The 20,460-nt window shown below is 53.2% G+C and carries 17 protein-coding genes; 13 read left to right on the top strand and 4 right to left on the bottom strand.

What is annotated here, in order from left to right; genetic code table 11:
- Nucleotides 1-78 precede the first annotated feature (78 nt).
- Nucleotides 79-1,491, top strand: a complete 1,413-nt coding sequence (locus PMI17_RS17985) for an amino acid permease (protein WP_162129970.1) — start codon at nucleotides 79-81, stop codon at nucleotides 1,489-1,491.
- Here PMI17_RS17985 and PMI17_RS17980 read toward each other — a convergent pair whose 3' ends face one another.
- Nucleotides 1,492-2,661, bottom strand: a complete 1,170-nt coding sequence (locus PMI17_RS17980) for an ROK family transcriptional regulator (protein ID WP_036621751.1) — start codon at nucleotides 2,659-2,661, stop codon at nucleotides 1,492-1,494. It lies immediately after the preceding gene.
- A gap of 1,495 nt (nucleotides 2,662-4,156) precedes the next feature.
- Here PMI17_RS17980 and PMI17_RS17970 point away from each other — a divergent pair.
- From PMI17_RS17970 to PMI17_RS17925, 10 genes are all read left to right on the top strand, one after another.
- Nucleotides 4,157-4,741, top strand: a complete 585-nt coding sequence (locus PMI17_RS17970; RefSeq protein ID WP_007891192.1) for a hypothetical protein — start codon at nucleotides 4,157-4,159, stop codon at nucleotides 4,739-4,741.
- A gap of 114 nt (nucleotides 4,742-4,855) precedes the next feature.
- Nucleotides 4,856-5,410 carry a fimbrial protein gene (locus PMI17_RS17965; RefSeq protein ID WP_007891190.1) on the top strand — a complete coding sequence of 185 codons (555 nt, stop codon included), beginning with the start codon at nucleotides 4,856-4,858 and terminating at the stop codon, nucleotides 5,408-5,410.
- A gap of 60 nt (nucleotides 5,411-5,470) precedes the next feature.
- Nucleotides 5,471-6,148: a molecular chaperone gene (locus PMI17_RS17960; protein ID WP_007891189.1), complete on the top strand. Its 678-nt coding sequence runs from the start codon at nucleotides 5,471-5,473 to the stop codon at nucleotides 6,146-6,148.
- 172 nt (nucleotides 6,149-6,320) lie between these two features.
- Nucleotides 6,321-8,684 (top strand): fimbria/pilus outer membrane usher protein, encoded by a 2,364-nt coding sequence (locus tag PMI17_RS17955; RefSeq protein WP_007891188.1) that lies wholly within the window; start codon nucleotides 6,321-6,323, stop codon nucleotides 8,682-8,684.
- 77 nt (nucleotides 8,685-8,761) lie between these two features.
- Nucleotides 8,762-9,742: a fimbrial protein gene (locus PMI17_RS17950; RefSeq protein ID WP_007891186.1), complete on the top strand. Its 981-nt coding sequence runs from the start codon at nucleotides 8,762-8,764 to the stop codon at nucleotides 9,740-9,742.
- 403 nt (nucleotides 9,743-10,145) lie between these two features.
- Nucleotides 10,146-11,393 (top strand): extracellular solute-binding protein, encoded by a 1,248-nt coding sequence (locus PMI17_RS17945; protein WP_007891184.1) that lies wholly within the window; start codon nucleotides 10,146-10,148, stop codon nucleotides 11,391-11,393.
- A 9-nt stretch (nucleotides 11,394-11,402) separates the two neighbouring features.
- Nucleotides 11,403-12,311, top strand: coding sequence for a carbohydrate ABC transporter permease (locus PMI17_RS17940; RefSeq protein ID WP_007891182.1), 909 nt, complete (start codon nucleotides 11,403-11,405; stop codon nucleotides 12,309-12,311).
- On the top strand, nucleotides 12,301-13,140 hold the full coding sequence (locus tag PMI17_RS17935; RefSeq protein WP_007891180.1) for a carbohydrate ABC transporter permease: 840 nt from the start codon (nucleotides 12,301-12,303) through the stop codon (nucleotides 13,138-13,140). Before PMI17_RS17940 ends, PMI17_RS17935 begins: the two co-directional genes overlap by 11 nt.
- Nucleotides 13,140-14,084 carry a carbohydrate kinase family protein gene (locus PMI17_RS17930; protein ID WP_036621758.1) on the top strand — a complete coding sequence of 315 codons (945 nt, stop codon included), beginning with the start codon at nucleotides 13,140-13,142 and terminating at the stop codon, nucleotides 14,082-14,084. The genes PMI17_RS17935 and PMI17_RS17930 overlap by 1 nt, the downstream gene beginning before the upstream one ends.
- A gap of 3 nt (nucleotides 14,085-14,087) precedes the next feature.
- Entirely contained in the window at nucleotides 14,088-15,170 is a 1,083-nt protein-coding gene (locus PMI17_RS17925; protein WP_007891176.1) for an ABC transporter ATP-binding protein, read from the top strand.
- A 108-nt stretch (nucleotides 15,171-15,278) separates the two neighbouring features.
- Here PMI17_RS17925 and PMI17_RS17920 read toward each other — a convergent pair whose 3' ends face one another.
- On the bottom strand, nucleotides 15,279-16,688 hold the full coding sequence (locus tag PMI17_RS17920) for an MFS transporter (RefSeq protein ID WP_007891174.1): 1,410 nt from the start codon (nucleotides 16,686-16,688) through the stop codon (nucleotides 15,279-15,281).
- A 116-nt stretch (nucleotides 16,689-16,804) separates the two neighbouring features.
- On the opposite strand from PMI17_RS17920, the gene PMI17_RS17915 reads away from it, so the two are divergent.
- The gene (locus tag PMI17_RS17915) at nucleotides 16,805-17,659 is read left to right on the top strand and encodes a helix-turn-helix transcriptional regulator (protein ID WP_007891173.1); all 855 of its coding nucleotides are present in this window, start codon (nucleotides 16,805-16,807) and stop codon (nucleotides 17,657-17,659) included.
- Nucleotides 17,660-17,663: 4 nt separating this feature from the next.
- On the opposite strand, the gene PMI17_RS17910 is transcribed toward PMI17_RS17915, so the two are convergent.
- A complete protein-coding gene (locus PMI17_RS17910; protein ID WP_007891170.1) occupies nucleotides 17,664-18,656 on the bottom strand; it encodes a glycosyltransferase family 32 protein in 993 nt (330 codons plus the stop codon).
- Nucleotides 18,657-18,996: 340 nt separating this feature from the next.
- Between PMI17_RS17910 and PMI17_RS17905 the strand changes: the two genes are divergently transcribed.
- A complete protein-coding gene (locus PMI17_RS17905) occupies nucleotides 18,997-19,704 on the top strand; it encodes a phage antirepressor KilAC domain-containing protein (RefSeq protein WP_193372784.1) in 708 nt (235 codons plus the stop codon).
- A gap of 72 nt (nucleotides 19,705-19,776) precedes the next feature.
- On the opposite strand, the gene PMI17_RS17900 is transcribed toward PMI17_RS17905, so the two are convergent.
- Nucleotides 19,777-20,268, bottom strand: a complete 492-nt coding sequence (locus PMI17_RS17900) for a GNAT family N-acetyltransferase (RefSeq protein ID WP_007891167.1) — start codon at nucleotides 20,266-20,268, stop codon at nucleotides 19,777-19,779.
- Between the last annotated feature and the right edge of the window lie 192 nt (nucleotides 20,269-20,460).

The raw sequence follows: 20,460 nt of genomic DNA, 5'->3' as shown, positions 1-20,460 counted from the left end.
TTGCCACTGATGCTTGCGGGCAGGCATCGCTATGCGCCTCTTTGCCAGACTGAAGGAATTATTGTGTCTAACAAACCGATACGAGAGCAGATTCAGCCTGCTCGGGCTAACGACGCCCCGCAAAAACTGCAGCGCGGGCTCAGCGAACGTCATATTCAGATGATCGCGCTGGGAGGCTCCATTGGCACCGGGCTGTTTATGGGAGCAGGACGCAATATTGCCGTTGCCGGAACCTCTATTTTGATCATCTACATTCTGGTCGGTTTTTTCAGCTATATGGTGATGCGCGCGATGGGTGAGTTGCTGCTGACCCGGCTGGACTATCGTTCATTTGCCGATTTCGTCGGTGATTATCTCGGGCCGAAAGCCAGCTTCTATTTGGGTTGGTCGTATTGGCTGAGCTGGGTCGTCACCTGCATCGCCGACGTGGTGGTATGCGGCGCCTATATGCAGTATTGGTTCCCGGAAATGTCGGCGTGGATACCGGCACTCTTTACCTTAGGCATTCTCTGTCTGTTTAACATGCTGTCGGTGAAAGCCTTTGGTGAAGCGGAGTTCTGGTTTGCACTGATCAAAGTGATTACCATCATTGCGCTGATTTTAACCGGTGGATGGATGGTGTTTACCGGCTGGACCTCGCCTGATGGCGTCACCGCATCGCTACATAATCTGACCGATCCCGCCGTGTTTATGCCGCATGGCATCACCGGCTTTCTCGCAGGTTTCCAAATCGCTATTTTCTCTTATACCGGAATTGAGCTGCTAGGCACCATGACCGCGGAAACGCGCGATCCCGAGAAAATACTGCCGCGCGCCATCAACGCTCTGCCGCTGCGTATTGTGGTTTTTTACCTGCTCTCGATGATGGTGATTATTGCGGTCACCTCCTGGCAGGGCGTTTCGCCAGACACCAGCCCGTTTGTCACGCTGTTTGCTAAGGCAGGCCTGCCTGCGGCGGCGGCGATCATCAATTTCGTGGCGCTCACATCGGCGATGTCTTCCGCCAATAGTGGCGTCTACTCCAGTACCCGCATGTTGTATGGCTTGTCGGTTGAAAAGCATGCACACTGGCAATTCCGCATTCTGTCGCGCACCACGCGCATCCCGCTGCGCAGCCTGCTGTTCTCCTGCTTCTGTATGCTGAGCGGAACCCTGCTGCTGTTCCTTGTGCCGAATGTCTCTACGCTGTTCACCATCGTTTCCACCCTGGCCGCGATTCTGGTGATCTACTGCTGGGGAATGATTCTGGTGTCCTATCTGGTGTATCGCCGGCAACGTGCGGATCTGCATCAAAAATCGAAATTTAAAATGCCCGGTGGCGTCGTCATGGCCTGGGCCACGCTGATGTTCTTCCTGTTCTCGGTAGTAATCATGGTGTTCGATCCCGACACGCTCGCCGCTTTAACGGTTTCGCCGACGTGGTTTATTGCGCTGTGGTTAGTCTGGAGGGTGAAGGAGAAGCGGAAAACCGCTGTAAATGTCACGGCCTGATCACTTCATCAACACCTGAAACTGCGGATTAAACTCGTCGAAAATCGGCAGCGCCGCGGCGCCCAGCGCGGCGGTATCGCTTCCGGTCATACCAATTTTTAAACGGGTGCCGGTGAGATAACGGCCACGCACCGATTGATACAGCGGCGGCAGGCGACGGATGATTTTGTCCAGCAGCGCGGCCGGCATCATGCCGCCGATGATCACGCTTTCGGCATCAAAGATGCACTCCAGCAGATTAATCGCCTGGCGCAGCGGCGTGAGCATGGTATCAATCCAGCGGTCGAACAGCGCCGGATCGACCTCGAGCAGATCTTCCGGCAGCGCCGTCATTGGGTCGAGGCCACAGAACTCATACGCCGCTTGCAGCGACACATAGCGCTCAAGACAGCCGTTATTGCCGCAATAGCATTCGCGTCCGCCGGGTTCAACCACCACATGCCCCACTTCACCGGCGTTATGCGCGTGGCCGCTGTATACGTGACCATCCATGATGATGCCCGCGCCCAAACCGGTGCCGATGTAGAGGTAGATAAACGAGTTCAGCTGGCGCGCCACACCATGAAAACGCTCGCCAATCGCCGCTACCGTGGCATCGTTCTCCAGCGTTACCGGCACGCCACTCATCGCCGCCAGTTTGGCTTCAATATCCACCTGCTCCCAGCCGTGCAGCGTGGTGGGCCCCACCGAAGAGATGCCCTCAACGCCAAACGGTCCCGGCATCACCACGCCAATGCCGAGCACCTTTTGCCAGCGATCACCCAGTTGCGTTTTGATCTCGCTCAGCACCGCCTCAATACGCGCTAATGTGGCATCCGGCTCGGGCTTTTGCACCAGAATCAGGCGGCGGAAGTGAATTTCGCCGGTGAGATCCACCAGCACAATCAGCAGCGTTTGATGATCAAGATGGATACCAATGGAAAAAGCGCTGGCCGGATTGAGCGTCACCGGAATCGCCGGCTGTCCGCGCCCTTGCTTGCGCGGTTCGCGGCTGGTCAGCAGTTCCGCCTGCTCCAGTTCAGCGACGATGTTTGACACGGTCTGCGGGGTTAGCGCGGTCAGACGAGCCAGTTCGGCGCGGGTCAATTCGCCATGCAGGCGAATGGCTTCAATGATCACGCGACGATTGTGCGCGCGTGCATGTTCCAGATTGGTTCCCGACGTTTTCACCTTGCTCCCTTCCCTCTTCAACCGCGCTGTGAATAGCCGCATCAATATCCCTGATCGACCACAGTGATTACAACCCCTTCGGGGTGTTGAATGGGTGTTGGCTGAGTGCAACAGCAAATTGGTCATGCCAGTGCGGACGCTAAATTAACGTCATAGCTAACAAACACAGCTCCGTTCTCTTCGCGTTACTCATGAAGAATGACGTATCTCTTGATGGTTATTTATCGGGAAGTAGGTCGGTCAGTTTCACGTTGATAGCAGACCTTTCATTAATAGCTTTTCGCAATATGCCAGGAGCGGTCCCTACCCTGAAGAAGTAAGTCAGGAGATTCGTTGCTGGACACCCGGTACGCACTTTACTAGCCAGATGATGGAGATGCTCTACTTTCCAGCGATGCAAGAGGTGGCGGAGACGCTGAAGAATAGCGTGATGTTCCCTGAGACCGACTTCCCTTCGGGCGTCTTCCATTTATTTGCGGCCATGTTTAATCACGAGCCTTACTTTTGCCTTTAGGACACAGCGGCCATTATTGTCAATGTGAATTGAGAAAATTGATCTGGGAAGGGATTTCTATTCAACTTATTACTTTTAATCGTTTTTTGCGTTTTTGGCGTGCCAAAACGTTTGTACGTAGAGAACACTCCGTGTTTGTGAATTTCCTGATGGAAAAACCGTAAAAAACGCCATGAAAAATCCTAAAACAACCCTATTAAGTCTAGGTTTAACAGGGCTGAATTATCTTTATAACTCATTGATTATAAGACGGTGTTTATTTCATTTAGATCTTTTTGCTATTTTCATGCGAATTTTAGCTAAATATACTTTAGTAAATTTTTTGTTTTGCAATGCGATTTATCGAAACAAATATGCAACATTTGTGTTTTTAAACTTTAAAAAAGTTACCACGCAGATTTTTGTATCGCATTGAATGTTGATGGTAGTGATTTACTTTAATAAATTAGTCCCATTGTCACATTTTCTCCATTTTAATAACATTTATTACGCCAGATGATCACTAAAGCTTATCGCATGGAGAAAGCGCTGACATGGAAATGGGAACGGTAAACTTCTAAGGAGTCTTTGTGCCTTTAGTCTCTGACGAGCTGTTGTATGGATACACGATTTTCCAGCATCTTGAGTATCGGCTTTCAACCAGAACGCTTATTAACACCAAGAATGGACGTATTAAAAGATTCGGTACGACGAAAGCGAGACTGTTCGAGTATCTCCTGGCGGGGATGGATAATGAAATTGTCTACGATAATGACATCATCATACATGTTTTTGAAGATTATGGACTCCGGTGTTCAAAATCCTATTTGTTGTCAATGATGAAGAAAATCCAGAACGCATTTAATACCGTGGGCTTTGAACGATACCCTTTTGCAAGAATGTATAGGAAAGCGTACAAAATCGACTACGGATCTTTAGAACGCATATATGTTTTCAAACCTTCTTCACAATGACGATGATTAATTTCGTAAGGAATAAATTTTGACAACGCTACTAGTTTTCTCACGAAACTTTGCCATGAGGCAGGCAGTCACTTCATTAACCTCAGCCAATGGGAAAATATTTTATTTTGACAATCGGTTGGAATTTTTAGTAAGCGCGACCGTCCTAAATAAGTCTTACATTCTTATCGATACAATAGGAGAGAATAGCGAGGATATTCGGTGGCTCTATTACCGACTTGCGGCGAGGGAATTATTACGTCTAACCTATTTTATAGCGCCAGAGAATAATAAGGAAAACGTTTATTTAAAATTTTTCCGGCTTGTCACCACGCTTAAAGATCTTAAGCAGCTGTGCGATCGCGTCTCTAAACATCGGGTTGCAGAAAGCCCATGCGTATTAAAAGACGTATTGTATCAAAAGCTATCGACACGACTGTCGGGCGATCATTTAAACTTTCTCCTAAGGGTTTATGATAAATCGACGAGCCAGTATCAAATTAGAAATAAATGCGAAATTAACAAGAATTACTATGTGCGAAATCGTCTGGCATTAGGCAGCGGTCTGGAGATGAAACAGCTTATTTTACTTTTATCATCGCAGAGCCTGGGTGTTCATAGATAAATAATACACAAGTATTTCCTTGATAGAAAATTCTGATTTAGCGGCCCTGTTCCGCTCTTCCTGCGCAAAAGTTAATTTTTGTGCAGACAACTTTAATCCTGAGGATATATAGCAATGCAAATAAAGTTAAGCAGTGTCTTTCGAAATATGGTCGCGGCTGCAGCCGTTTCTGGAATAACGTTTGCCGCCAGCGCAGCAGATGGAAAGATCAACTTTACCGGCACCATTCTGGATTCTGCCTGTACGATTGATACCAATACGGCGAATCAGACCGTTAACCTCGGCAAAATCCCGAAAAGCTCGTTTAACGCGGCCGGATCCGTTGCTGCCGCAACCCGCTTCAGCATTGTGTTGAACAACTGCCCTGCGGCCGTTACCTCTGCCGCTATTAAGTTTGATGGTAACGCGGACAGCTCCGACACCAATATTCTTGCACTGAACAGCGGTCAAACAGCGAAAGGCGTTGGCGTTGCCTTTTATGAAGAGGATGGCATCACCGCGATTCCGCTGGCTACCCAGTCTAAGAGCATCACGCTTGATACCAGCGCAGGCGAAGAACCCGCTAACAGCAATAAGATGACCTTCGTAGCGAAATATAAGGCGACGCAGGCTGCCGTGGTTGCGGGAACTGCAAACGCAACGTCAGATTTTACCATTACCTATCAGTAACACGCTGGGCGTACCTAAGGTACGCCCTATTGTCTCTTGCTGAAATGTTGGGGAAGTATGATGAGTCAACTTATTCGAACGATTATATTATTTGGCGCCTGCTTGCTCTCCCTGCCGGGGCAGGCCAGCATAACCGTCGGCGGAACGCGCTTAATTTATAATGAAAATGAAAACGAAGCCTCACTCCCTGTGAGTAACAGTCAGGATGGTGTTCCCTATTTAATTCAGTCGTGGGTAGAGTTAAGTGAAAACGCTAAGGAGCAGGTTCCTTTTATCGTCACACCGCCGCTTTTCCGCCTCGATGGTGGCCATGAAAATACGCTGCGGGTCATCTATACCGGCGAGAATAAGCTACCTGAAAATCGCGAATCTATTTTTTGGCTAAACGTTAAATCTATTCCCTCGATGACTCGATCAGATGAAAATCGGCTACTCATTGCCGTTAAGACGCGCATGAAACTTTTCTATCGGCCTGCAAATTTGTCGTCAGAAAAAGCAGATGAGGCATGGACGAAATTAAAATTTGAGCAACGTGGTGAACGCTTAGTAATTATTAACCCGACACCGTTCTATGTTTCTCTTTATTCATTAAAGGTTGGCAATAAAACCATTGCGCAGCCGCCAATGATTTCACCCTTTAGTTCCGAGACGATGGAAGGAAGTGGAAATCAGGTGGCCTGGAAAGCGATAAATGATTTTGGTGGAGTAACCACAGAAAAGCGCCAGATGCTGAAATAAAAAACATTAACAATACGCTATGTCACTCGCGCAGGTAAGCAAGGTGAATACTGTTTCTTTTTCTCGATATGCATTTTTCTCTGACTCGTGGCCTCACCGCGTAAGTCAACTCTCGACGATAGCACTTTTTATTTCGGGTGTTTTCCCCGCAGCTGCGGGCGATCTTTATTTCATGGCCGATGCGCTTGAAAAAACACACTCGACTTCCGGTGGCATCGATCTGGGCCGCTTCGAGCGTGGAGAGCAGTTACCCGGCACCTACAGGGTGGAAATATGGCTTAATGAAAATTATATCCGAACGGAAAATATCTCTTTTGTACCTGTAAAAGGTTTTGGGCTGGCGCCGGAGCTTAACCGTGGAGTGCTGGAATCACTCGGCGTCAGGGTTAAGGCATTTCCTGAATTGGCCCTGCTGCCGGCCGAGGTCATTATCACCGATCCCGGCGCATTTATACCGGATGCCACCACCCGCCTGGATTTTGACAAGCAGAGACTGGATATCTCGATCCCTCAATCGGCGCTTGACGCGCGCGCGCGCGGCACCGTTGACCCGTCGCTCTGGAACCAGGGCATTTCTGCATTGCTGGTAAATTACAGCATCAACGGGTCGCGCAACTGGAGCAGGGACGGTGAGACGCAGGAGCAGTTGTATACCAACCTGCAAAGCGGTATTAACGCGGGGCCGTGGCGCCTGCGTAACTACAGCATCGCGACGAAAAACAACGGAAAACAGTCATTTTCGTCGCTAAATACCACCCTGAGCCGTGACGTCCAGTTTTTGCGAGGGCAGTTTCAGCTGGGGGAAACCAGCACACCCGGCGAGGTGTTTGATAGCGTGATGTTTCGCGGCGCGCAGATTTTTTCCGATGACACCATGCTGCCGGAGAGCATGCGCGGCTTTGCCCCCATCATTCGGGGGATCGCCCGCACCAACGCCACGGTTACCGTGAAGCAAAACGGCTACACGGTTTATCAAACCTACGTGGCGCCCGGCAGCTTTGAAATTCGCGATCTCTATCCTACGTCGGCGAGCGGCGATTTGGACATTGTCGTTACAGAAGCCGACGGCAGCGTCCAGCATTTCGTGCAGCCCTTCTCTGCGGTTCCCGTCATGCTGCGGGAAGGACGCGTGAAGTATGCGCTGAGCGCAGGTGAGTACCGAACCACGAAGAATGGCGCGCAAAGCCCCTCATTCGGCCTGGGCACGCTGGCCTATGGCCTCTCCAATAATCTCACGCTATACGGCGGCGTCCTGGGGGCAAGCAACTATGTGTCCGGAGTACTCGGTACCGGCCTCAGCTTTGGCGATATAGGCTCGCTGTCGGCGGACATTACCGCTGCCGATAGCCAACTCGTTGATGAGAAAAACCGCCGCAGCCGGGGGCAGTCCTATCGCGTGCAGTATTCGAAAACGGTGGCCACAACCGACACCACCGTGACGCTCGCCAGCTATCGCTACTCCACGGAAGGGTTTTATACCTTTCAGGAAGTGAATGAATTCAGCAGCCAGCGTTACAACAAGCGAAGTCGACTGCAACTCAACCTCAGCCAGTCGCTGCAAAGCTGGGGAAATTTTTATATCTCGGCATACCAGCAGGATTACTGGAGCAAGCGGGGCTATGAACGCAACGTCAGCACCGGCTTTAACACCAGTATTAGCGATATCAATTACTCGCTCGGCTACACCTACAGCGAAACGCCAGGCAAAGATCGTAAGGACCAGATTGTCGCCTTTAGCCTGCAGGTACCGCTGAGCAAATGGCTACCGCAAAGCTGGGGCAACTACAGCGTGAATATGCAAAAGAACGGTCCTGAAACGCACCAGGTGGGGCTGAGCGGCACCGCGCTCGCCGATAATCACCTGAGCTATCTGGTCCAACAGGGCTATACCTCTTCGGGTGGGGAATCCAGAAGCTCCCTAAGTGGAACCTATAAGGGTGGCTACGGCACCGTGAGCGCAGGCTACAACTACAGCCGACAGAACAGCCAGCTGAATTTCGGCCTGCAGGGTGGGATCGTCGCCCATGAGCATGGCGTGACGTTCTCTCAGCCGCTGGGAGATACCGTTGTGCTGCTTGAAGCACAGGGCGCATCCGGCGTGAGGGTGCGCAATAACCCCGGCGTTAAAACGGACTGGCGCGGCTACGCGGTGGTGCCCTATGCCAGTGCCTATCAGGAAAACCGGATTGCGCTAGACACGGGTTCGCTGGGGGCGGACGTGGATGTTGCCGAGTCTGTGGTCAACGTCGTGCCTACGCGCGGCGCCGTGGTGCGCGCTACGTTCAATGCGCGAACAGGGGGTCGGGCCTTAATAACGCTGATGTATCAGAACTCGCCGGTGCCCTTTGGCGCGATGGCAAAGCTCAACGAAAGCGATGCGATGAGCATTGTGGGAAGCGACGGCGAGGTCTATATGAGCGGCCTGAATGACGGTGACGGCCTGACGGTACAGTGGGGAGCGAAAACCTGCCGCGCCAAAATAACCTTGAACACGTTACCGGGTAAAATTCAGCGCACCACCGCAGCTTGTCGTTAAATTTCTCATTGCGTTGATTCGCATTATTACTTTTGCGAGAGAAGGCCTACGCCTCGCCTATAATGAAGGAACATAAGATGTCCAATATATTCAAAATTTCGACGGCTGCTATGGGTAGCGCTATCTCTCTAAATGCCTTTGCGCTGTGTTCTGCAAACGACGTATCGATCAACTTTGATAACAATATTGTCGTTCAACGGGATGCGCCCGTTGGGACAGTATTAGCAACCATAACCACCAGTAATCCCATGCAATGTGATCCTGAGGGACAGGTAATTGGCTACGATGGCTCATGGTTTATCCAGCTCTCTGGATCGAATGCGGATTATGGCACCTCGCCGCTGGCCAACGTGCGGGCGACAGAGGTTCAGGGCATTGGCATCCGCTGGAAGAACTTTTCCAGCACCACGGGAACCAGCGAGTTTGTCTCACGAATGAACCTTAATAACGCGAGCTGGAGGCGAGGGATCCTCCAGAATGGCGTATCTACGTTCACGGATACCTTTGAGCTGATCAAAACTAGCACCACCCCGGCGACGGGCTCAATACCCGCGCTGACGCTAAATATGGAATACAGCACGCCGGTCAGTAATAACATTACACGCCTGCCGCTTTATAAATATATATTTTCGCCGATGAATATCAGCACCGCATCCTGTCAGATAGAAGATAAAAATTTGAATATCAATATGGGGATTGCGCTATTGCCGAAGTTTAACGGCGTGGGCAGCACCCAAAATGCGGTGACGTTTTCCATACCGCTTATCTGTAGTGAACAGACCGCAGTCAATGTGACGCTGGATAACGTCAGCCCGCTTGCCGATCCTGCCAACGGAGTATTGGGGTTAAACAGCAATTCAACAGCAAAAGGTCTGGGCATTCAGCTGAAATATAACGATATGCCCGTTCAATTCGGCAGGCTCATTAAGTACGGCACGACAACCTCGCCAGGGGAGGTCGTTCATATTCCCTTTAAAGCCGCATATTACATGACCTCAGCGAATGCCCAGTCAGGCTCGGTGAGCGCCACGGCGTCATTTACCATGACCTATCGTTAACCCTTTATACGAAATGACCTGGTGCGGTGATAAGCGAAAGGGGGCCATCTGGCCTTATGACGTCAATTTGCCATCATGACATGCGCGTTAATGTCGCAATGCACAATGCATCTGCACCTAAACCATGCATCCTGAAAAGAGTTATTGCGATCTCTTAGGCTAGCCCTCATTTATACCCGCCTGAATATCTATGATCGGCCACACAATTTACAACCTGTTTACCTGACAGCCACAAAAATCTGTGCCAAAAAGTGTCCAGCGGCATTCGAGATTTATGCCCTGGCACGTCAATTGCTTTAGCTACCCGATGTCAGCTGCAGCAATCTGACAACCTGTGCGCATTATTAAATCCATCAAATTGATTTAATAAATTGCTTTCCATTAGCTTCAAGGCGGAAACACCATGAAAATCCGATTCAATCCAGTCATAAAAGGTTGTTTTGCAGCGGTTCTGTTAGCCAGCGTTGGCAGCGCGGCGGCGGCAACCACGTTAAATGCGCTGTTTATGACGCAGGCGGCGTACAGCGAAAATGATATTCGCGCGATGACGCAGGAGTTTCAGAAAGCGCACCCGGACGTGCAGGTTAATCTTGAGTTTGTGCCGTACGAAGCCCTGCACGACAAAATTGTCGCAGCGCGTGGTGCAGGCGGTAACGGCTACGATGTGGTGCTGTTTGACGCCATCTGGCCGGCGGAATTCACCAAGTTTGATCTGCTGCAGGATGTTAGCAGCCGTATCAGTGCCGACGAAAAAGGGCAGATTTTCCCTGGCGCGATGAACACCGTGCAGTTCAAAGGCAAAACCCTCGGTATGCCGTGGATCCTTGATACCAAATATCTCTATTACAACAAAGCGATGCTGGAAAAAGCCGGTATCACCACGCCGCCACAAACCTGGCAGCAGGTGATGGACGATGCGCGCATCATCAAGCAGAAAAATATCGTCAAATATCCGCTGGTGTGGAGCTGGTCGCAGGCAGAAGCGCTGGTGTGCGATTACACCACGTTGGTATCCGGCTTCGGCGGCAAATTCTATAACAACGACAAACTCGATTTCTCCTCACCTGCCTCGCTGCAAGCGGTCAAGCTAATGAAAAGCTCGCTGGATGAAGGCTTGAGCAATCCGGCCTCGCGCGAGTATCTGGAAGAGGACGTGCGTAAAGCCTTCTCCAACGGTGATGCGGCCTTCGCGCTCAACTGGACCTACATGTACAACATGGCCAACGATCCGAAACAGAGTAAGGTCGCCGGCCAGGTGGGTATCGTTCCAGCGCCGGGCGACGCGCCAGGCAAATTTGGTGCGGTAAACGGTTCGATGGGCCTCGGCATCACCAAAGGCAGCACGCATGCAGATCAGGCATGGCAATACATTAGCTACATGACCTCACAGCCGGTGCAGAACAAATACGCCACGCTGAGTCTGCCCATCTGGAAAAGCTCGTATCAGGATCCGGCGGTGCTGAAAAATCAGGAAAGCCTCATCGCCGCCGCGGATAAGTCGCTCAACGTGATGCTGTCGCGGCCGGAAACCGCCGACTATTCACGCCTCTCCAATACCCTGCAGCAGCAGTTGCAGCAGGTGCTGGTCGGCAGCGCGACGCCAGATGCCGCGCTGCAGGCGGTAGATAAGAGTGCGGCGCGTCTGCGCTAAGGGGCAACAATGCTGAGTTTGCGTCAACGCGAACAACGGCAGGCATGGGTGCTGCTGGCACCCATGCTGTTGGTGATGCTGTTACTCACCGCATGGCCGCTGTTACGCACCATCTGGCTGAGCTTCACCGATGCCGCCTTAATTGGCAGCGGTGATGCGCCGGGCTGGATTGGTCTGGAAAACTACCTGTTCGCCATCACCGATGAAGATTTTCGCAGTTCACTGTGGCGCACGCTCTATTTCACCGTGGTGTCGGTGGCGATTGAGGGGGTGATTGGCGTGCTGGTGGCACTGTTGCTGAATCAGAAATTCGCCGGACGCAACGTGCTGCGCGTGCTGGTGATTCTGCCGTGGGCGCTGCCAACCATCGTTAACGCCATGATGTGGCGCCTGAATTTCAACCCGGATTACGGCAGTATCAACGCCCTGCTGACGCAACTCGGCGTCATTGACGGCTATCGCAGCTGGCTGGGTTCGCCCGATTCGGCGCTCAATGCGGTGATGTTTGCCGATATCTGGAAAAACTATCCGCTGGTGACCTTGCTGGTGCTGGCAGCGCTGCAATCCATACCGGACGATCTGTTCGAAGCCGCGCGGCTGGATGGCGCATCGGCATGGCGCCGTTTTCGTGCCATCACCTTCCCGGCGATTGTCGGTCCGCTCAGCGTGGCATTGGTGCTACGTACCATCGACGCCTTCAAAATCTTCGACATCATTTATGTGATGACGCGCGGCGGCCCGGTCGATAGCACCAAAACCCTCAGTTTCTACGTTTATCAGGAGTCATTCAGCTATCTGCGTGCCGGTAGCGGCGCGGCTTACGCGATGTTGATGACCTTGTTGTGCGCGGTGCTGATCACGCTTTACATGCTGTTACTGTGGCGGCAGCGCCGCAAAGGAAGCGCGCATGAAGCTTAAATTACGTCATGTCGGCAAATATGCTGCCGCACTGTTGGTGGCGTTTTCAGTGCTGGCGCCAATGGGTTGGCTGTTCTTGATGAGCGTCAGCGCCGCCAGCGATCTTACCCGCGTGCCGCTGGAGTGGCTGCCGCGCCAGTGGGATTTTACCCGCTACGGCAAACTGCTGTCGCTGGAACCCGGCCAGCCCGGCGTGCTGTTCCTGCATGCGCTGGGGAACAGTTTGCTGGTGGCCACCGGCGCGACCCTGATCTGCTTGTTGCTGGCCATTCCGGCAGCGTTCAGCTTCTCACGCTATCGCGGTCGCGACGGCTGGCTGTTCGCCTCGCTGGCTATTTACATGGTGCCACCGGTGGCGTTTGTGTTGCCGCTCTACTTCCTGTTACAGCAGTTTGATCTGTTGAACACGCGGCCTGGGCTGATCATCGTTTACTGCTCGCTGATTCTGCCGTTCCTGACCTGGATGCTGAAAAACCAGTTCGATACGCTGCCGCAGGATATTGAGCAGGCGGCACGGCTGGATGGTTTGCGCGTCTGGCAGGTTCTGCTGCGCATCACGCTACCGCTGGCCAAGCCGGTGCTGGGCGCCGCGGCGCTGTTTGGCTGGCTGCTGGCGTGGGATGAATTTTTCTACGCGCTGCTGTTCACCAGCAACATCGCAGCACAAACCTTGCCGGTCACCATTGCCGGATTCACTGCCGGTCGCGCCACCGATGATGGCTTGATCGCCGCCGTCGGCATTCTGGCCTCTGTGCCACCGCTGTTTATTGCCATCTGGCTGCAAAAGACGCTGGTCAGCGGCCTTGCCAGTGGCGGGAGTAAAGGATGATGGAACATAAACTCACCGCCACGCTCTACGTGGTGGGTAACATTAATGTCGATTTGATCATGGGCACGCTGGATAGCTGGCCGCAGCGCGGCACCGAAGTGATGCTCAATCACAGCGAGCTGCGCCCTGGCGGATCGGCCGGCAACTGCGCGCTGGCGCTGGAAGCGATGCAGGTGCGCCATCGCGCGGTGGCCAATCAGGGCAACGATGGCCTAAGCGCCTGGCTGGCGAGCCATTTTCCCCACAGCGCCGCGCACTGGACGCGCTACAGCTGTGAAACCTCGCTCACGGTTGGCGTCACGCATTCGGATCACGAACGCTCTTTCCTCAGCAATCTCGGGCATATCGTGAAACTCAGCGCGCAGGATGTGCTGGATCAGCTGCCCACCACGGCGGCTGACGGCGATATCGTGCTGCTGTGCGGTACCTTCTTATGTCTGCACTTGTATGACGAATATCCCGCGCTGCTTGGCGAACTGCAACAACGCGGCTTTATCACTGCCGTAGATACCGGTTGGCCACCGCAGGGCTGGAGCGACGAGGTGCGCCAGCAGGTGATGCAGTGGCTGCCGCTGTGCGACTGGCTGCTGCTCAATGAAGTGGAAACACGCGGATTGGCGGCGGCAGAGAATCTGACGCAAAGTGCGCAATGGCTGGCGCAGCAGCTGAGCGGACGCGGCGGCTGCGTGGTGAAATGCGGCCCGCAGGGCGCCAGCTGCTGGCAAACTGAACATACCGTAAGTCAGCCTGCGCGTGCGGTGACGGTGGTAGATACCATCGGTGCAGGCGACAGCTTTAATGCCGGATTTCTCACCGCCCTGCTGCATCAGCAAGATCTTAATACGGCTTTGCAATGGGGCATTGCGGTGGCGTCGCTGGCCATCAGCACACTGCCGCGTCGCTATCCCGACTGGCATCAACTGCAACTTTCTCAGGAGTGTTAATTTATGGCCAGTGTTGAACTCGTAAAAGTGGCCAAACGCTACGCAAAACAGTCGGTGCTGCATCCGCTCGATCTTACTATTCCTGACGGCAGTTTTACCGTTTTGGTCGGCCCATCCGGCTGCGGCAAATCCACGCTGTTACGTCTGTTGGCCGGGCTGGAAAGCCTGTCGGACGGCGCGATTTTGATGGATAAGGTGCAGATCAACGATCGCGACCCGGCCGATCGCGATATCGCCATGGTCTTTCAGAGCTATGCGCTCTATCCGCACTTAACGGTAGCGGAAAACCTCGCGTTTCATATGCAGGTGAAGAAAGTGAAGCGTGAGGAGCAGCAGAGCAAAATTGCGCGCATCGCCGGGATTCTCGGCATCGACAAGCTGCTGCAGCGCTATCCTCGCGCCTTATCAGGCGGGCAGCGCCAGCGTGTCGCGATGGGCCGCGCGATGGTGCGCAATCCCAAAGTGTTTCTGTTCGATGAACCGCTCTCGAACCTTGATGCCCAGCTGCGCATGGAGCTGCGCGCGGAGATCAAATCACTGCATCAGCGTTTCAAAACCACCATGGTTTATGTGACGCACGACCAGGTGGAGGCGATGACGCTCGCCGACCAAATCGTGGTGATGAAGGATGGCCGCATTGTGCAGCAAGGCGCGCCGCTGGCGATTTACGATCGTCCGGCCAATACCTTTGTTGCGCGCTTTATCGGCTCACCGCCAATGAACCTATTACCGGCGCAACTGATCACGCGTGATGGCGTGCCCGGCGTGCAGTGCCAGGATCTGTGGCAACCGCTGCCCACGCGCTGGCAAGCGGCGGCGCGCGAGCGTGCAGGCGCAGCAGTGACGCTCGGCGTGCGTCCACACGATTTGCTGGAAACCCGCAGCAACGCAGCGGCGCAGGTGAAAGTGGTGGAGATCACCGGTGAATCAACCTTGTTGCATCTTGAATGGCACGGTCAGGCGTTGCATATGCAGATCGCCGGTCGCCATGCAGCGGTGAGCGGCGACAGCATTATGCTGGGCTTTAACGCCGAGAAGATTCATTTGTTTGATGCGGAGACCGGACTGAGATTAGGTGAGTCTTAATTTTATCGTTTCCAGGTGCGCATAAATGCGCACCCTACAACATACGGGTGCTGACTTGGTAGGATCGCCATTTATGGCGACCAGAACTTAGGTGAGTGCAAAATACCTTTACCCTTCCGCCGCTACCGGCTGAAAAGTTCGTCGATTGAGGCTGGTGAAAATCACCAGCAGCGCCATCATCCCCAGCTCAACGCCGAGCGTGCCGGTAATCGCCGTTAGATGATTACCGTGTGCGTAGATCTGCGTGAAGACCCCGCCGAGCAGCATCGGGCCTAAACCCAGCGCCGATTGCTGGACGGTAGAAAGCACCGCACTACCGGCACCCGCCTGGTGATGCGGCACACCGCTCATGCCGATGCGGTAGAAGGTACTGACGATAAACGACTGGCCAAAACCAATCAGCACCGTGGCGGGAATCAGCGTGAAAATGCCGACCTGCGGCCAGGCGAGTTGTAGCGTAGCGATCAGCACCAGCAGGCCAACCATCTGAATGCCGCAGCCCATCAACAAGGTTGCACGCTTGCCTAAACGCTCGACGACACGCGTCGATTGCATCGCGCCAATAAAATACGCTACGCCAAGCGCAATAAAAGCGTTACCCGACTGGAACGCCGTCAGCCCTAACCCGGCCTGCAATGTCAACGCCACTGAAAACATAAAGCCGCTCCAACAGGAAAAGAACAGCACCGCCAGGGTTAAACCAAAACGCACGCTTGGCAGACGCAGCAAAGAAGGTGGCAGCAGCGGCGCGCCTTGTGCCGCTTCCAGCCGCAGCGAACTCTGGCGCAGACGATGCAGAAACAGCGGGAACAGTACCAGCAGCAAAATGCACGGCCACGACCAGTGCAGCAGCGGACCGAGCGCCAGGGCTAGCATCAGACAACCAATCGCGCCCGCCAGCAGCAATGTGCCGCTAACATCTACCGGCACTCGCTGGGTGTTCTGGGTTTCCGGCACAAAGCGGCGCGCGGTGATCAACACAAACAGGCAGATCGGCAGATTAATCAGGAACACGCTGCGCCAGCCGTAACCGCCAATGTCGGCTTTGATAAGAAAACCGCCCAGCACCTGACCGATGATAAATGCCAGTCCGCCAATCCCACCGTACAACCCGATTGCGCGCGCGTGCGCTCTGCCCTTTAGCGTGATGTGCAGCGTAGCGAGGATTTGCGGCACGATAAAGGCTGCGCCCACGCCCTGTAGCGCACGGGCAAACATCAACAGACTGACGCTGTTAGCGATGCCGCATAATAAAGATGCAATACCAAAGATCCATACTCCCGCGAGGAATACGCGACGGCGTCCGTAGTTATCACCCAGACGTCCGCCCATCGCCAGACAGATGGCAAAGGCAATGCCGTACACCGCAACGATTAACGCCAGCTCAATCGCAGTGGCCTGTAGCGTGTGGGCCATCGCGTCCAACGCCACGTTAACTATTGAAAAATCGATCATGGGCAGCAGTTGCCCGGCAAGCAGGACCATCAATCCTGTGCGTTGTAGTTGCGATGTTTGCATCGGTTTTGCCCTTGTTTTTGGTTGCTATACCACATAGCATCACCTAACCGTTAAACGGGTACCAGTTCTTGTTTATCATGGTATAAATACTACCCGCTTCGTCTAAGGATCTGTTTATGAGCCTGGCATCCGCGCCTGTTAGCGCCGAACATAACAACCGCAAATTACTGGGGACTTTTCTGCGCACGCGGCGTGAAAACCTTGACCCTAATCGTCTGGGTTTGCCGCGCATGCGCCATCGCCGCACGCCGGGTTTGCGACGTGAAGAGGTCGCGCAGTTAGCAGATGTTGGCGTCACCTGGTATACGTGGCTGGAACAGGGGCGGGATATTAAGGCCTCGCCGAAAACCCTGACGGCGATTGCAGCCGCGTTGCAGTGCAATGATGTGGAAACCCAGCACCTGTTTTCGCTCGCCGGGCATTCGTTGCCGTCGGTGCGCGTTGCGGCGGCCTGCTGCAAAATCGCCGCACATAATCAGCAAATGCTCGACGCCATCCAGTTGCCCGCCATTATTGAGACGCCGCGCTTCGATATCCTTGGCTACAACGCTGCATGGTGTGCGCTGATGGGCGTCGACCTGGCCGAAATCGCGCCGGAAGATCGCAACTGCATCTGGCTGGCGTTCAACCATCCGGTATGGCGTAACGTCATTAGTGACTGGGATGAAGTGATGCCGCAAATGGTGGCGATGTTTCGTGGGCAGATGGGCGAGCACCTTGGCGATCCACACTGGGAAAGCTATCTTGCCCGCTTATTGAACAGCTCAGATGAGTTTGCCCACACCTGGCAGCGCTATGAATTGGGCCAGGTGGAGAACCGGGTGAAACGTTTCTACCGCGCGGAAGTGGGTGAACTCACGCTGCGGCAAAATAACTGGTGGTCGGCGTCGCGCAACGGCGATCGACTGTTGGTGTATGTGCCGGACGATGAAAACAGCGCCACGGCACTGCAACAGCTGATCAAGCCCTAATCGGTTACGCCTTGCCCGTCAGCGCCGCAATCGGTGTTTGCGGGCGAGCGCCCTGCTGGCGGGTCAACAAGATCTGTCCCAGCAAGCTATCTTTGTTCACCACGCCATATTTCAGGTTAGTGTCGAGATATTTACGATCAAACCCCGTCAATTTGGTCAGCGGCGGCAGCACCGCAGGCAAACGATCCACCATCAACATGCGGCTCAATTTAACCGGACGCCACTCCACCAGGCTCTGATAAAGCAACGCGCTGGCTTCGCATTTCCGCAGATAGAAGTTGTATTGATTGTTTTCGCGTAACGCCTGCTGCTGTGCGATATACACCACCAGATAATCGGGCGGCGTAATGCCCTGCACAATGGTTTCGTAATCAGGCAGCGCGAGGAGACGACGGAAAAACTCATCGGCACCGACTTCAACAATCGGGCGGAAGAAGTGCAGCCAGCGCGCTATAAAGGCGTTATTTTTCGGCGCGGCAAGAAACCAGGATTCAATCACCGGATAGGCTTTATCCAGCGTGGAGCTTTCGCGATAAAACGCGATCAGGTCATAACGATCCGCGCTGTTCACCGCCAGCAACTCATCCATGGTGCGATTGAGAATAATGGTGGCATCCATCCAGATCCCGCCATAGCGATGCAGCAGTTCCAGCCTGATGACATCACTTTTGTGTGAAGGTCGCATATCCTGATGCACGAAGTGCAATCCCGGCAGGTAGTCCTGAATATTCAGGTTATTAACCACCGTAACCTGATAGCCGGGATTTTCGCGCACGATTTTATCGACAAAAATCTGCACTTCCGCCGGCAACGTTTCACTTTCCCAATACATCCAAATCTGACGAGGTATAGCTGCAGGTGCCGTCTGGCGCGGCAGCAAATTGATATCCTGCTCCGCCGCCGGATTGTAGTCAGGTAGCGTTCTGCGTTTGGTAAGCTTTTTCTCTGCCAGTAAACCTAATGAGACCAGATGGGTTTTGAATTTGTTCTTTTTCATGGTTTCTCCAGCAGCACGGCCGCTAGTGACTAAATCATTGCTGTTAAAAAAAGGCGTGCATTAGCCCTACGGCAAAGGGTCGTAGATAGCTGATAAAAGCCCGGAAAATTGAGACAAAATTAACAAACAGCACCCGGAACGACAATTTAATAAACGGGTTAAGCGTCACTTTAAGAGAATACGTAGAACTGTGGGGTCGCCGCGCCCTTGGTTTGTGAAACGTTACGCAAAGCCGAACATCTTACAAGAACGGTTAAAATTAATACTGGATATATAAACAGCAATGCGTATACTAATTCAACAGCCAAAGGGCTAAGTGAGTCCGCAAGAGGTGATAATGATGATGATCTCAACCGAAAGTCTGTCTGCTTTGAATACATCCTTGTTGATGGGCAGTCGTGAAATTGCCAGGGTCACAGGCATCACACACGGTGAAGTGAAACGCCTGATTAAAAGCCTGGAAACCGCCCAGCGTCTTTCCCAGCCGCTGACGGTAAATCATTATGAGCATCTGGGTGAAATGCGGCAGGAGTTGCAGCTCAATAAGCGGGACTCATTGTTAGCCGTGGCGCGACTCTCGCCCGGCTTTACTGCGGAAATACTCGATCTTTGGCAGCAGCGTGAACAATTTACTCATCTGCCCGATTTCACCAATCCGGCCGAAGCGGCCCGCGCCTGGGCGGAACAGTTTGAACAGCGTCGCGCTGCCGAACAGCAACTTGCGTTATCTACGCCTAAGGCTGAATTCTTTGACCGCTTTGTCGAAGTTGAAGACTCGCTCGGCTTTCGTCAGTTGTGCAAAATGCTGAAAGTGAAGGAAACGGAGTTTCGTGAATTTCTCTTAGCGCGCAACATTATGTACCGTGAAAAAGGCACGCTGGCACCACAGCAGCATCATATGCAGGCGGGTTATTTTACGCTGCGATCCGGCCGCGGCGAAAATCAGCATGCGTTTTCGCAGGCACGTTTCACCGCTAAAGGCGTGAAATGGGTGGCGAGTTTATGGGCGGGACATATGTCGGACCAACCGAAAGGTGTCGCGGCCTAGATGCGCATTTTGCGCATCAGGCCTGGCACGTATGACGCACCTGACGGTTTCGTCGGGTGCGCACTGGAATAATTACAGCGTCATCAGCATCTCGTGCCACGCCATCCCGCCATGATCGGACTCGGACGGTTTGATGTATTGATATCCCCACTTTTTATACAGCTCAACGTGCTGGGTTTTACACATGAGGTGAATGGTTTGCTTGTTCATCAGCCTCATGCGCTCAATAAACTGGCGCATTAGCAGCGACGCATAGCCTTTGCCCTGGAAAGCAGGATCGAGCACTACTGACATAATCACCGCATTGGGTGCCGCAGGATCGTGGCCGATAAGCTCTTTGAAATCCTCATCCGACATCACCACGTCCCACGCACAACCCGCATTGATAAAACCGATGACTTCACCGTCTGCTTCCAGGCACAAAAAGCCCTGTGGATATTGCGCGATGCGGGTAGCGATTTTCTCGTGCGTTGCCGCCTCATCACCTTCATAGGCTTCAATTTCAATCGCGTAACAACGATCCACATCTGCCCGCTTCGCTTCTCTAAACACTAACGTCGACACAACTAAACCTCATCGTTTTACTTCTGAACGACGGTCATTCTAACAGGCGAGGAGAATAGGCGTGCTGATTGATCTGCCTGCTGCATATAAAGTTACCTGGTCGCCATGAATGGCGACCCTACAGGCGTTAAAGCGATGATGCTTCAGGAATAGGCATTGATGCTGCAGCGCGGGTGTTGAGGCGACATCCCA

This window comes from Pantoea sp. GM01, from assembly GCF_000282675.1.
Classification (GTDB): domain Bacteria; phylum Pseudomonadota; class Gammaproteobacteria; order Enterobacterales; family Enterobacteriaceae; genus Pantoea; species Pantoea nemavictus.
The sequence above is the reverse complement of the archived record's forward strand: the minus strand, read 5'-3'. Positions and strand labels throughout refer to the sequence as shown.

Excerpts from the sequence above, each read along its gene's own strand:
- PMI17_RS17910 (WP_007891170.1), bottom strand. The coding sequence starts at position 18,656 with ATGAAAAAGAACAAATTCAAAACCCATCTGGTCTCATTAGGTTTACTG.
- PMI17_RS17925 (WP_007891176.1), top strand. The coding sequence starts at position 14,088 with ATGGCCAGTGTTGAACTCGTAAAAGTGGCCAAACGCTACGCAAAACAG.
- PMI17_RS17905 (WP_193372784.1), top strand. The coding sequence starts at position 18,997 with ATGATGATCTCAACCGAAAGTCTGTCTGCTTTGAATACATCCTTGTTG.
- PMI17_RS17955 (WP_007891188.1), top strand. The coding sequence starts at position 6,321 with ATGGCCGATGCGCTTGAAAAAACACACTCGACTTCCGGTGGCATCGAT.
- PMI17_RS17935 (WP_007891180.1), top strand. The coding sequence starts at position 12,301 with ATGAAGCTTAAATTACGTCATGTCGGCAAATATGCTGCCGCACTGTTG.
- PMI17_RS17920 (WP_007891174.1), bottom strand. The coding sequence starts at position 16,688 with ATGCAAACATCGCAACTACAACGCACAGGATTGATGGTCCTGCTTGCC.
- PMI17_RS17950 (WP_007891186.1), top strand. The coding sequence starts at position 8,762 with ATGTCCAATATATTCAAAATTTCGACGGCTGCTATGGGTAGCGCTATC.
- PMI17_RS17915 (WP_007891173.1), top strand. The coding sequence starts at position 16,805 with ATGAGCCTGGCATCCGCGCCTGTTAGCGCCGAACATAACAACCGCAAA.
- PMI17_RS17930 (WP_036621758.1), top strand. The coding sequence starts at position 13,140 with ATGGAACATAAACTCACCGCCACGCTCTACGTGGTGGGTAACATTAAT.
- PMI17_RS17945 (WP_007891184.1), top strand. The coding sequence starts at position 10,146 with ATGAAAATCCGATTCAATCCAGTCATAAAAGGTTGTTTTGCAGCGGTT.
- PMI17_RS17940 (WP_007891182.1), top strand. The coding sequence starts at position 11,403 with ATGCTGAGTTTGCGTCAACGCGAACAACGGCAGGCATGGGTGCTGCTG.
- PMI17_RS17965 (WP_007891190.1), top strand. The coding sequence starts at position 4,856 with ATGCAAATAAAGTTAAGCAGTGTCTTTCGAAATATGGTCGCGGCTGCA.
- PMI17_RS17960 (WP_007891189.1), top strand. The coding sequence starts at position 5,471 with ATGAGTCAACTTATTCGAACGATTATATTATTTGGCGCCTGCTTGCTC.